This is a genomic window from Janthinobacterium sp. GW823-FHT06H09, assembly GCF_058794735.1.
The window spans coordinates 203,277-216,645 of record NZ_JBXAHC010000008.1; the positions used below are offsets into that span (position 1 = coordinate 203,277).

The 13,369-nt window shown below is 64.2% G+C and carries 8 protein-coding genes; 4 read left to right on the plus strand and 4 right to left on the minus strand.

Features of this window, described 5'->3' with window-relative positions; all coding sequences use genetic code 11:
* Nucleotides 1–42: 42 nt before the first annotated feature.
* The 3 genes from AC1Q6X_RS15830 to ppc form a co-directional block, all read right to left on the minus strand.
* A complete protein-coding gene (locus AC1Q6X_RS15830; RefSeq protein ID WP_492497768.1) occupies nucleotides 43–1,182 on the minus strand; it encodes an HAF repeat-containing protein in 1,140 nt (379 codons plus the stop codon).
* Nucleotides 1,183–1,245: 63 nt separating this feature from the next.
* Nucleotides 1,246–3,033 (minus strand): PAS domain-containing sensor histidine kinase, encoded by a 1,788-nt coding sequence (locus AC1Q6X_RS15835; RefSeq protein ID WP_162995605.1) that lies wholly within the window; start codon nucleotides 3,031–3,033, stop codon nucleotides 1,246–1,248.
* 177 nt (nucleotides 3,034–3,210) lie between these two features.
* Nucleotides 3,211–6,060, minus strand: a complete 2,850-nt coding sequence (gene ppc / locus AC1Q6X_RS15840) for a phosphoenolpyruvate carboxylase (RefSeq protein ID WP_492497769.1) — start codon at nucleotides 6,058–6,060, stop codon at nucleotides 3,211–3,213.
* 237 nt (nucleotides 6,061–6,297) lie between these two features.
* Here ppc and hemC point away from each other — a divergent pair, with 237 nt between their 5' ends.
* From hemC to AC1Q6X_RS15860, 4 genes are read left to right on the plus strand one after another with little or no spacing between them, the layout of a single operon-like run.
* Entirely contained in the window at nucleotides 6,298–7,293 is a 996-nt protein-coding gene (gene hemC, locus AC1Q6X_RS15845) for a hydroxymethylbilane synthase (protein ID WP_409026811.1), read from the plus strand.
* A complete protein-coding gene (locus tag AC1Q6X_RS15850; protein WP_230505942.1) occupies nucleotides 7,286–8,068 on the plus strand; it encodes a uroporphyrinogen-III synthase in 783 nt (260 codons plus the stop codon). Before hemC ends, AC1Q6X_RS15850 begins: the two co-directional genes overlap by 8 nt.
* Entirely contained in the window at nucleotides 8,065–9,213 is a 1,149-nt protein-coding gene (locus AC1Q6X_RS15855) for a uroporphyrinogen-III C-methyltransferase (RefSeq protein ID WP_070224999.1), read from the plus strand. The genes AC1Q6X_RS15850 and AC1Q6X_RS15855 overlap by 4 nt, the downstream gene beginning before the upstream one ends.
* 4 nt (nucleotides 9,214–9,217) lie before the next feature.
* Nucleotides 9,218–10,414: a heme biosynthesis protein HemY gene (locus AC1Q6X_RS15860; protein ID WP_492405591.1), complete on the plus strand. Its 1,197-nt coding sequence runs from the start codon at nucleotides 9,218–9,220 to the stop codon at nucleotides 10,412–10,414.
* 97 nt (nucleotides 10,415–10,511) lie between these two features.
* On the opposite strand, the gene AC1Q6X_RS15865 is transcribed toward AC1Q6X_RS15860, so the two are convergent.
* Entirely contained in the window at nucleotides 10,512–12,938 is a 2,427-nt protein-coding gene (locus AC1Q6X_RS15865) for a membrane-bound PQQ-dependent dehydrogenase, glucose/quinate/shikimate family (protein ID WP_492497770.1), read from the minus strand.
* Nucleotides 12,939–13,369 lie beyond the last annotated feature (431 nt).

A 13,369-nucleotide genomic window follows, 5' to 3' on the forward strand; every position in this document is an offset into this window, starting at 1 on the left:
AGAGGCGCAAGCCTCTTTTTTTTCGTCCCTACCTGTGCCGATTTACAGAAAATGCGTGCGCTGTCCCAGCAGGCCGGCGCGCACGTGCCGGCGCGCGCGGAACAGGGCTGCGCCGCAGGCGGCGGCGATGACGGTCAGGAAGAACCAGTCCAGCGGGTTGCGGCGCGGCGGCGGCGGCGATGCTTGCGAGGGCACGGCGAAGGCCTGGAATTTATGCCCTGTGTAGACGGCGCCCACCACCAGGCCGGCGTCCGTGATCTTGTTGGTCAGATACAGGCCGTCGTCGCGGCGGCGTACCGTCATCACGCCTTCCTTGTAGACAAAGGTCATCGGTTCAAAGCCGTTGATGTTGACGCTGCCGACGACGTGCCCGGCCGCGTTGACGGCCGTGGCGTAGCTGTCGCCCTGGCCGATCAGGGCGCCCAGGTCCAGCATGCGCTTGCCATCCCAGGCAAACGCGTGCCAGCGGCGTTTTTCCGTTTCCGAGGCGCCCACGATCAGGCCCGCGTCATTGATGGCGGTGGCCGAGCTGATGCGCCCGCCGGGCAGGGTACCGATTTCCTGCATGCCCGCGCCGGGGTGGTAGACGAAGGCGCGGCGGTAGCCATCGCCGCGCTGGGCCGTGCCCACCACCACGCCATGGCTGTTCAGGCCGCTGGCATAGCTGCTGGCGCCGCCCAGGGTGCCCAGGTCTTGCAGGCTGTGGTCGGCTTTTGTCACAAAGGCGTGGAAATCGCCGCCGCTCGTGTCGGCATAGCCGGCCACCTGGCCGCCTTGTGCGATGGCCGTGGCATAGCTGCTGGTACCGCCCAAGGTGCCCAGGTCGCGCATGCCGCCGGCCGCGTCGTAGCGGAAGGCGTGCCAGGCGCCGCTGGCCGTTTGCGCCGAACCGACCACCGCGCCATGGATATTGATGGCCTTGGTAAAACCTTCATCGCCGCCCAGGGTGCCCAGCTCGCGGAGGCGGCCATGCTGATACGTCACGGCGCGGCGCCGTCCTTCTTCTTCCATGATGATGCCGGCCACCAGGCCAGCCGGGTTCAGGTCGGATGCGATGCTGCCGTTGCCATCCCTTTCTCCAAAGCCCCGTTCGGCATAAATGGTGGCGCTGGCGTTGGAAACGGCGGCCAGCAGGAGCAGGCCGAGCAGTGGGGCGGGGAGGCGGGAGAACCGTGTCAGCATGATAGTTTCCTCTAGGAAAAAACTTACTATACTTTTATTTGCCAAAAATGCATATCTAATTTGTTACTGTTTTTGGTAATGTTTGTGTTCTGGCATGGCCGGCATGGCGCGCCTGGCGGCGTGGGGCAGGTAGATGGTCAGCACCGTGCCCCGGCCCGCCTGGCTGTCGATGCGCAGTTCGCCGCCGAGCGCGTGGACACGTTCGCGTATGCTTTTCAGGCCGAAGGCGGCCCGCTTGCCGTCGTCGCCTGGCTGCATGCCGATGCCGTTGTCGCTGATGCGCAGGATGATGGAATCCGCATCTTGCTCCAGCGCCACCTCCACTTCGCTGGCCTGGGCGTGGCGCACGATGTTCGACAGCGATTCCTGCAGCACGCGGAAGATGGCCGAGGTCTGGCGCTGATCGAGGCCCAGGTCCGGCACCTCGCTGTCGAGCGTGAGCCGGTAGCGGATGGCGCCGCGGCTTTCCATCTGGCGGAGCAGCCATTCGGCCGCCGGACCCAGTCCCAGTTCGAGGGTGCTGGGATGCAGGTCATTGATGATGGTGCGCACCGAGCGGATGGTGGTGTCGATGGTGTCGAGCACGCGCTGCGCGTGGCGGTGCAGGCGCGGATGGGTCTTGGCCGTGCGCGCGTGCAGCAGCGACACATCGATGCGCAGCACCATCAGGTTCTGGCCCAGGTCGTCATGAATGTCGAGCGCGATGCGCCGGCGTTCCTCTTCCTTGATCGTTTGCTGGTGGTCGCTCAGTTCGCGCAGCTGGGCCAGGGTGCGTTCCAGGTTTTCCTCGTTGCGCTTGCTGTCGGTGATGTCGATGGCCATGGCGATGATCATCTGCGGCCGCCCTTCGGCATCGAAGATGGGTTTCTTGTGCGTCTGCAGCAGGCGATTTTCCTGCAGCTGCGCATTCCATACCAGTTCTTCGCGTATCACCACCTTGCGGCTGGCAAACGCTTCCTGGTCCGCCGCGTGGAAGCCCACGTTCTGGTCGCTGGGGAAATGCTGCAAGTCGCGCCCTTCGGCAATGTCCTGCTGGTGCACGCCCCATTGCTGCTCGCAGGCCTGGTTCATCAGCACGATGCGCGAATCGGCATCTTTCAGGAACAGCGACAGGGGCATCATGGAGATGATGTCCTGCAGCCGTTCTTCGCTGCGCGCCAGGGCCGCTTCCGTTTGCGCGCGCATGGCGATTTCCGCCGATAGCTGGAGATTGACGTCGAGCAGCTGGGCCGTGCGCAGGGCCACGCGGCTTTCCAGTTCCGCATGGGCGACGCTCAATGCATGTTCGGCCCGCTTTTGTTCGGTGATGTCGCTGGCCAGCACGAGCGCGCCCGTCAGCGTGCCCTGCTGGTCGTACAGGCGGCGGCCGCTGATCATCGCCCAGCGTTCCGAACCGTCGCTGTGCCGGTATTGCAGTTCTCCCATGCAGCTATCCGTGGCTGTCTGGCGCAGCGGACACAGGCGCAGCAATGTCGCCTCATCGTAGAATTCGCTCATTTTATGGCCCAGCAGCTTTTCCGCAGGCATATCGAGCATGTCGCACAGGCGCTGGTTGAGATGCAATATCGTGCCTTGCGCATCCGTTTGCCACATGCCGTCCTGCGCCGTCTCGCTCAGGTGGCGGTAGCGCATGGTGCTGGCATCGAGCTGCAAGCGCGTGCTGGCGAGGTGGGCGCGCAGCTTGCGCATCAGCCACATGGCCGTGCCGGCGGCTGCCGCCAGCAGCAGCAACAGCCAGATATGTTCCCAGGAGTCGAGCTCCTGCCAGGCCGCGCCGGCCAGCCAGCCCAGCACCACCAGGACGAGGGCGGCGCATGCCGTACTCAGCGTTTCAATCGACCATTTGCTCATACGCGTCCCTGGCGTCATCGTTGGCCGCTGCGGTGCACGTGGCGCCGGAGTGGGAAAAGTATTCGACGCTAGTGTAATACCAAATGTTGTTTTATTGAGAATATTTTTCCATTTGGAAAGCAAAAGGGCCGGCCCTTGCGGTGCCGGCCCCTGCTTGCCGAAGGCAATGCGGCGCGATCAGCCCGTGTTGCGCAAGCCTGCCGCCACGCCGTTGATCGACAGCTGGATGCCGCGGTGCACCCGTTCATCGACTTTACTGGCGCTGGACAGGGCGCGGTTGCGCTTGATCAATTCCACCTGCAAATGGTTCAGCGGGTCGAGGTAGGCGAAGCGGTTCTGGATCGAGCGGGCCAGCAGCGGATTGCCCGCCAGGCGCTCGGTATTGCCGGTGATCAGCTCCAGGCAGCGCAAGGTGTTGCCATGCTCTTCCGTGATGCGCTTGTAGATGCGTTCGCGCAAGTCCTGGTCCGCCACCAGTTCCGCGTAGCGCGAGGCGATGGCCAGGTCCGTCTTGGCCAGCACCATGTCCATATTCGACAGCAGGGTGGCAAAGAACGGCCATTCGGCATACATGGCGCGCAGGGTGGCGATCCTGTCATCCTTCGACGCTGGCTCGCCATCGTTGATCCACGCTTCGATGGCGCTGCCGAAGCCGAACCAGCCCGGCAGCAGCAAGCGGCACTGGCCCCAGGAAAAGCCCCAGGGAATGGCGCGCAAGTCTTCGATGCGCTGGTTGGCCTTGCGCGAGGCGGGGCGCGAACCGAGGTTCAGCTCGGCGATTTCCGCAATCGGCGTGGCCGAGAAGAAATACTCCGTAAAACCCGGCGTTTCATACACGAGGTGGCGGTAGGCGTGATAGGCGAGGTCCGACAGCTGCGCCATCACGGCTTCGAATTGCGCCAGCTGGCCGTTGCGGGCCGGATTGGCTTCCTGCGGCGCCAGGCTCGCTTCCAGGGTCGCGGCGACCAGCAATTCCAGGTTGCGCCGGCCGATTTCCGCGTTGGAAAACTTCGAGGCGATGATTTCGCCCTGCTCCGTCAGGCGGATCTGGCCGTTGACGGTGCCCGGCGGCTGCGCCAGGATGGCTTCGTAGCTGGGTCCGCCGCCACGGCCCACCGTGCCGCCGCGGCCATGGAACAGGCGCAGCTTGACGCCGGCCTTCTGGAAATCCGCCACCAATGCCAGTTCCGCCTTGTACAGTTCCCAGTTCGACGTGAGAAAACCGCCATCCTTGTTCGAATCGGAATAGCCGAGCATGACTTCCTGCAACTGTCCCTGCTTGGCGATCAATTGCTTGACCAGCGGCAAGGCCATGAGCTGGCTCATGATGCCGGCCGCGCGCTGCAGGTCGGGGATGGTCTCGAACAGGGGGATGACCATCAGCTCGCACGTGCTGTCGCCGTCGCCCCCGGCCTGCCAGTCGGTGCGCAGCAAGCCTGTTTCCTTTTGCAGCAGCAATACTTCCAGCAAGTCGGAGATGGTTTCCGTGTGCGAGATGATGTAGTTGCGGATGGCCCGCGCGCCGTAGCGCTGGCGGATGTCGCGCGCCGCGCGCAGGATGGCCAGCTCGGAATCCGTTTCCGTGGCGTAGGCGATGTAGGGCGAGTACAGCAGGCGCGGCTGGGCCAGTTCGTTCAGCAGCAGCGCCTGCTTGTCTTCCTCGGACAGGGTCGTGTAGTCGGCGGCCACGCCGCTTTTCGCGAACAGGTCGGCCAGCACGCGCTCGTGCACGTCGGAAGTCTGGCGCATGTCGAGCGATGCCAGGTGGAAACCGAAGATGTCGGCCGCCCGCGCCAGGGTCGCCAGGCGCGGGCGCACGAGGGCCGCGCCGTGGTGCGACTCGAGCGAGGCGACGATGGTGCGCAAGTCGGCCACAAAGGCGGCCGCGTCAGGGTACGCCGCGGCCGCGCCCACTTCCTTGCGCAGGATGTTGGTGGCGCCCAGCGCGCGGGCCGTGGCGGCCAGGCGCGCATAGATGCCGATCAGGGCGCGGCGGTACGGTTCGTCGCTGCGGTGCGGCGAGGCGTCCGGCGACTGGTCGGCCAGCGCCTGCAGTTCGGCGCTCACGCCCACCATCAGGGTCGAGACGGACAGTTCCGCGCCCAGCGCGTGCACTTCGTCGAGGTAAAAGTCGAGGATGGTGGTGGCGTGGCGCGCCAGCGCGTGCTGCATGGTGCCCGCATTGACGTTGGGGTTGCCGTCGCGGTCGCCGCCGATCCAGCTGCCCATCTGCACGTAGGCGGCATTGATCGGCTCGATCGTGCCGTTGCCGTTCGGGTACTCGGCGGCGATGTCTTCCTCGATGTCGTCGTACAGGCCCGGCAATTCGCGCAGGAAGGTGATGCGGTAGTAGGACAGGGCGTTTTCGATTTCGTCGGCCACCGTCAGCTTCGAGTAGCGCAGCATGCGCGTCTGCCACAGGGTGGCCACGCGCGAGCGCAGCAGCTGCATGTTGGCCTGCCGTTCCTTCGGCGTCTGCGGCAGGTCGCGCTCGGCCAGCAGGCGGGCGATGTCGTGCTCGGCGTCGAGGATGCTCTTGCGCTGCACTTCCGTCGGGTGGGCCGTCAGCACGGGCGCGATCAGGGCGTCCTGGAAAAAGGTGTCGACGGTCTTGCGCGGCACGCCGGCGGCGCGCAGTTTTTTCAGCGCGAAGCTGACGCTGCCCTTTTGCGCCGGCGAGCCGGCCAGCAGGTGGGCGCGGCGGCGGCGGATGTGGTGCTGGTCTTCCGCAATGTTGGCCAGGTGCGAAAAATAGGAAAACGCGCGCACGACGGAAATCGTCTGTTCGCGGCTCAGTTCCTTGAGCATGGCGTCGAGTTCCAGCGCCGCGTCGGCGTCCGCTTCGCGGCGGAAGCGCACGGAAGTCTGGCGTATGGTTTCCACCACATTGAAGACGGCGTCGCCTTCCTGTTCGCGCAGCACGTCGCCCAGCAGGCGGCCCAGCAAGCGGATATCTTCTTTCAGCGGCGCGTCCTTGTCGGAGCCGGCCGCTGGAACTATTTCTGGTGCTACTGCGTCATTGAGCATAATAAAGAACCAAAGTAAGTGTAAAAGCAAGGGAATGTGGATCGCACCGGGCGTTTGGCCGCAGAGGGGAGGGGGCGCATGATAAAATTTGTGGTCTTCAACATGGACGCTAGCCTGACTTGGCCTTCTAGGCTAAGGGATAACGATTATAGCGAGGCCGGGCGTCATTCCGATACAAATTGATATCGGACGGGCGAATTGGCAACGACAACGACAGCCACAGCGAAAGAACTTGTTTTGAAAGCATCCGAATTGACCCAAAATATTCCTTCCCGCCTGGTGATCGCCACGCGCGAGAGCCGTCTTGCCATGTGGCAAGCCGAACACGTGCGTGCGCGCCTGGCCGCCCTGTATCCGCAGTGTAGCGTTGAAATTCTCGGCATGACCACACGCGGCGACCAGATTCTGGACCGCGCCCTGTCCAAGGTAGGCGGCAAGGGCCTGTTCGTCAAGGAACTGGAAGTGGCGATGGAAGAGGGCCGCGCCGACCTGGCCGTGCATTCGCTCAAAGACGTGCCGATGGAGTTGCCGGCAGGCTTTGCCCTGGCCGCCATCCTCGAGCGCGAAGACCCGCGCGACGCGTTCGTGTCCAACGATTACGCCAGCCTGGCCGAGCTGCCGCACGGCGCCGTCGTCGGCACCAGCAGCCTGCGCCGTCAGTCGCTGATCGCAGCGCGCTACCCGCACCTGACGATTCTGCCCCTGCGCGGCAACCTCGACACGCGCTTGGGCAAGCTGGACCGTGGCGATTACGCCGCCATCATCCTGGCCGCCGCCGGCCTGAAACGCCTGGGCCTGGCGTCGCGCATCCGCGCCGTGCTGGCGCCGGAAGACAGCCTGCCCGCCGCCGGCCAGGGCGCCATGGCGATCGAGGTGCGCGCCGGTCGCGCCGACGGCGTCGACATGACGGCCCTGCTGGCGCCGCTGAACCATATTGATACGGCGCAAGCCGTCACGGCCGAGCGCAAGGTGTCGAAGATTTTCGGCGGCAGCTGCCAGATTCCGCTGGCCGCGTTCGCCACTGTCGAAGGCGACAGCATGCGCTTGCGCGCCATGGTCGCCACGCCGGACGGCGCGCGCATGGCCAGCGCCGAGTTCGAAGGCCCGGCCAGCGCGCCGGAGCTGCTGGGCGAACAGGTGGCCGAGCTGCTGCGCGCACAGGATGCCGCCGGCATCCTCGCCTCGTGCGCCATTACGCCCGACAACCATGAAGGCCTGGCGCCGCATGCCTGACACGGTGGTGATCACGCGGCCCGCGGCGCAAGCGGGGCCGCTGGCCGCCAGGATCACGGCGCTGGGCTTGCCCGTGCAACTGTTGCCGCTGCTGGAAATCCACGCGCTCGATGGCGCAGATGAATGCGCGCAGCTGCAAGCCGTGCTGGCGCGCCTGGCGGAATATGACCTGGTGGCCTTCGTCTCGCCCAACGCCATCGATTGCGTCTTTGCGCACTTGTCCGCCTGGCCGCCAGGCGTGCCGCTGGCCGTCGTGGGCGAGGGCAGCCGGATGGCCTTGGCCGCGCATGGCGTCACGGACGCGAATGCCAGCATCACCAGTCCGCTCGACACGGCGCGCAGCGATTCCGAACATTTATTGCTGGCGCTGGACTTGCCGGCCCTGCGCGGCAAGCGCGTGCTGATCGTGCGCGGCGACGGCGGACGCGATTACCTGGCCGACGGCTTGCGCGCCGCTGGCGCCGAAGTCGAGTTCGTCACAGCCTACCGCCGCCAGGTGCCAACGCTGACGCCGGCCTTGCGGGCGACCCTGGAAAAGCTGTTGCAGCATAATAATGACTGGATCATCACCAGCTCGGAAGCGCTGCGCGGTTTGCTGGCGCTTCTTGAGGAATTGGATGCTGAAAAGACGGCTGTTGTGAAAATGCAACAGCAACATCTGATCGTGCCGCACGCCCGCATTGCACAAACGGCGGCGGCCCTGGGTTTTGCCCGTGTCACCCTGACAGGATCAGGCGACGCAGGAGTGCTCGCCGCGTTACAATCACGACCATGAACGAAATGCCTACACTCTCCGAACCGAATGCAACGCCTGGCAGCGCCGTGAAGACGGCGCCGCAGGCGGCCGACCAACCTGCCGGCCGCGCGCCGACCTTGCTGGAACAGCTGCAAAAGCCCATGAGCATCGCCGTCATCGTGCTGGCCGTGCTGCTGGCGGCGCAAAGCTGGTCGTCCAGCAAGCAGATCCGCAACCTGCGCGAAGAAGTGGCCAAGCGCCTGCAAAAGGGCGATGTCAGCAACGCCGAAACGGGCGTGCTGGCGCGCACCGTGCAAGAAGGCACGAAAGAGCTGGAAATCAAGGTGGGTGCGCTGGAAAACCGCCAGAGCGAAACGCAAAGCCAGCAGCTGGCCCTGGAACAACTGTATAACGACTTGTCGAAGAATCGCGACGAGTGGGCGCTGACGGAAATCGAGCAAGTGCTGTCGACGGCCAGCCAGCAGCTGCAGCTGGCCGGCAACGTGCCCGGCGCGCTGATCGCCCTGCAAAACGCGGACCGCAGCCTGTCGCGTTCCGACAAGCCGCAATTCATCACTATCCGCCGCGCCATCGGGCGCGACATGGAAAAACTCAAGGCCCTGCCCAGCGTCGATTCGACGGGCGTGGCCCTGCGCCTCGACGCCGTGATCGCCCAGGTCGATTCCTTGCCGATGCTGTCCGACGAAACGCCGGCCTTGCCGGCCGCGCCGGAAAAACCGGGCAAGGCCAAGTCCGTGCGCGATGCCAGCGGCAAGCTGGTGGGTCCGCCGGCGCCGGAACCGCTGCTGCAAAAGGTGCGCGACGGCTTCAATACCTGGAGCGGCGACATGTGGGCCGACGTGCGTCAATTGATCCGTATCCGCCGGGTCGATACGCCGGAAGCGCTGATGCTGTCGCCGACGCAATCGTATTTCTTGCGCGAAAACGTCAAGCTGCGCTTGCTCAATGCCCGCATGGCCTTGTTGTCGCGCAATGAAACGGCGTTCCGCAACGACTTGATCGCCGCGCAGGATGCGCTGGCCAAGTATTTCGACACCCGCGCCAAGAGCACGCAGACGGCGCAAGCCCTGCTGCGCCAGGTGCAGGGCAGCAACCTGGCCATCGAAATGCCAACCTTGTCCGACAGCCTGACTGCTGTGCGCAACTACAAAGCGAAGTCCTGAGCCCATGCGTCTATTTCTCTGGTTACTCGCCCTGATGGCCGCGGCGATCGGTATCGCCGTGACGGCCCGTTTCAACCCTGGCAACGTGGTGCTGTTCTATCCGCCGTACCGCATCGATTTGTCGCTGAACTTCTTCCTGCTGCTGCAGGTCGTGCTGTTCGTGCTGCTGTACCTGCTGGTGCGCGCCGTGCGCGCCACCGTGCGCATGCCGGCGCAAGTGGCGGCCTACCGCCAGCGCAAGCGTGAGCGCGATGGCAACAAGGGTTTGCGCGAAGCCTTGAAAGCCCTGTTCGAAGGCCGTTTCGGCCATGCAGAGAAGGCCGCCTTGCGCGCCGCCGAACTGGACGAAAATGCCGGCCTGGCCGCGCTGATCGGCGCGCGCGCCGCGCACCGCATGCGCCAGTCCGAACGCCGCGACAGCTGGCTGGCCCGCGTCGAAGGCGACGCCAGCCTGAAGACGGCCCGTCTGATGACGGTGACGGAATTGCTGGTCGACGACCACCAGCCGGAAGCGGCGCTGGCCGCCGTGCGCGAACTCAACGCCAGCGGCACTCGCCATATCCACGCGCTGCAATGGTCGCTGAAAGCCGAGCAGCAGGCGAAGAACTGGCCGGAAGTGCTGCGCCTCGTGCGTTCGCTCGACAAGCACCGCGCCCTGCATCCGGCCCTGTCGTCGCGCCTGCGCGAACTGGCTTACGACCATTTGCTGTCCGACCCGTCGCATGATGCGGAATCGCTGATGCGCGTATGGTCCACCGTGCCCGGCAGCGACCGGGTCAAGCCGTATATCGCCTGCCGCGCCGCCACGGCCCTGAATGCGCGCGGCTTGCATGACGAAGCGCGCCTCGTGTGCGAAGAGTCGCTGGCCGCCGACTGGGACGAGCGCGTCGTGCGCGCCTACCGCGAAGCGGCGGCCCCGAGCGGCACGCCGGCCCTGCTGCTGCAGATCGAGCATTGCGAGCAATGGCTGAAACAGCGTCCGCTCGATGCGGAACTGGCGCTGACCCTCGGTACCTTGTGCCTCAAGCAAAAACTGTGGGGCAAGGCCCAGCGCCACCTGGAGCAGGCTTTGTCGGACGCCAACGAGCCGCAGATGGTGCGCGACGCCCACTTGAAGCTGGCGCAGATGCACGACGCCTTGCAGCAGACGGAACAGGCCGCCGCCCATTACCGGCAGTGCGCGCTGGCCACCATCCTGTAAGCCTTGTAGACCATTTCTCCAGACGTAAAAAAGCCGTTCAGTGCAGACTGAACGGCTTTTTTTGCGCTGCTACCTTGCTAATTTACTTCTTCGAGCTTTACTTCTTCGGTACGGCCGTGCCTTCGGGCAAGGCATACGCGATCAGGGTATCGCTCATCTTCGTGCCCAGCGAACCGTGGCCGCCGGCCATGACGACGACGAACTGGCGTCCCGACTTGTTCGACACATAGCTCATCGGCGTAGCCTGGCCGCCGGCCGGCAAGCGGGCTTTCCAGACGACCTTGCCGTTGCTGACGTCGTAGCCGCGGATGTAATAGTCGAGCGTGCTGCTGAGGAAGGTCACGCCGCCACCCGTGGTGACCATGCCGCCCAGGCTGGGCACGCCCAGTGGCAACGGGATCGGCACGGGACCGCTGTCGCGCGTGGTGCCGTTCTTGTGCATCCACACTTTTTTCATGGTGCGCAGGTCGACGGCGGCCACATAGCCCCACGGCGGTGCCTGGCATGGGAAGCCCAGCGGCGACAAAAAGGCCTTGATTTCCACGGCAAACGGGACGCCCGTCTGCGGCTGCAAGCCCATTTCGCCGCCCGTGCCGCCCTTGGCCGTTGTTTCCGCGCGCGGCACGAGTTTTTCCAGGAAGCCCATGTAGTCAGGGTTGACGATCAGTAACTGGCGCACGGGGTCGATGGCCGCGCCGCCCCATTCGAAGATGCCGAGCGGGCCCGGCGAGATGACGGCGCCCTTGCCGGCCGTTTGCGGCGTGAACGGGCCTTCATAGCGGCGTTCCTTGAAGATGATGCGGCAAGCGAGCTGGTCGAACGGCGTCGTGCCCCACATGTCCGCTTCGCTGATATTGCGTTCAGGCAAGAAGGTCAGGGCCGAGAACGGCTGCGTGGGCGACAGGGTGTCGCCGGCGGCAGGATTGCTCGTCGGCACGGGTTTTTCCGGCGCCGGCACGACCAGGCTGCCGTCGCGGCGGTCGATCACATAGATGTCGCCCCGTTTCGTCGTGGCGACGACGGACGGGACTTTGCCTTTCGGCGTGTCGATGTCGACCAGGCTAGGCTGGCCGCCGATATCCATGTCCCAGATATCGTGGTGCACGGTCTGGTAGACCCAGCGCACTTTGCCGGTCGCCAGGTCCAGCGCGACGATGGCGCTGTTGAATTTCTCGCCATTCTTGTTGCGGTTGCCGCCCCAGGTATCGGGGGTTTCATTGCCCATCGGGATGTAGACCATGCCCAGCTTTTCATCGATGCTGGCCACGCCCCACGAGTTGGGCGAGTTGTTGGTGTAGTTCTTGCCTTCAGGGAAGGGCTTGGTATCTTCCGGCGTGGCCGGGTCCCAGTTCCACATCAGCTTGCCCGTGACGGGATCGTAGCCGCGGATCACGCCCGACGGCTCTTCCGTCGAATGATTGTCCGTCACGCTGGCGGCGATCACGGCCATTTTCTGCGAGACGGCGGGCGGCGAGGTCGGCATCAGGAAACCGCGCTTGATCATCGCCATGTTTTTATACAGGTTGACGACGCCGTTGTTGCCAAAGCTCTTGCACGACTCGCCCGTATCGGCATTGACGGCGATCATGGTGCCGTCCATGGTCGGCGCCAGGATGCGGCGCGGGCATTCCATGCCGGCCGCTTCGGGGGCCGGGTTGTTCTTGGCGCGGCCCGCGTTGACGTCCCAGTAGGCGACGCCGCGGCAGATCATGTGCTGGTAGCTGGCCGCGTCGCGGTTGATCTTCGGATCGTGGCGCCAGATTTCCTTGCCCGTGTCCGGGTTCAGCGCGATGACGATATTGTGCGGCGTGCACAGGTACAGCATGTCATTGACCTTCAGCGGCGTCACTTCGTTGGCGATCTCGCCCGGGTCGTTCGGTCCCTTGAAGTCGCCCGTATGATAGGTCCAGGCTTCTTTCAGGCCGGAAATATTCGCCGGCGTAATCTGCGCGGCCGGGGCATAGCGGTCGCCATAGCCGGAGCGGCCATACGCGGACCAGTCGTTGTGCTCGACGCCGGGCGCCAGGTCGCCGCTGGCGGTGGCGGCCATGTTTTCGGCCGGCACGTCGCCATGCAGGTCATGGTAGTCCTGGAACAGGGCGATGACGCCGGCGATGACGGTCAGGGCCACGGCGGCGGACAGGGCCGTGCGTCCCAATTGCCCCTGTTTCGTGGCGGCGGGTGGCGCCAGGCGGCGGCTGACGAAGGGCAGCAGCAGCCAGACGGCGGCGGCAAACCAGATGTCGAGGCGCGGCAGCAATTGCCACCAGTCGAATTTCACTTCGATGACGGACCAGATGAGGGTGGCGGTCAGCAAGAAGGCGAGGAAAGCTTGCGCGCTGCGCTTGCCCTGGAATACCAGCACGCCGGCGACGAGCATGCCTATGCCGGCCAGCAAGTAGTACCAGGAGCCGCCGAGCGTGGCCAGCCAGATGCCGCCGCCCAGCAGGGCGAGGCCAAACAGAATGAAAATAACGCCGGTGACCTTTAATAAAGGCCCGGGCCGGAAAGAGGGAATCATCATATTCCTTTTTGCAAGGATTTATCGGTGGCGCGTTGAAAGCGCCATATTGAATTCAGGGAAGGCGTCGATTGCAGAATATACAAAGTTTGGAATCACCAGAATGTGACAGTTTATCAGAATTGATGATTGTCTTCTGGTCGCGCCATTTTTTGGCCAGGCCGTCATTTGAATCAAATAAATGCTTCAAATAAGCGCAAAGATTATGCTGGATGAGGGAGTTTCCGGGCTGGCAGGCTTGATGGCCATCGATGGTGAGACGGCCGCGCCATCACGCGCTGACAGTTCGGGGAGAATAAGCCTGACACAGTTGTTATAAGTGGCTGCAATAAATGCAATGCCGGTTATGATAACCATGTTCGCTGCATGGTGATATTGAAATGAAAATATGACGACATTTCAGGTATTAACTCGGGGCCGACCGTAGTAATGCT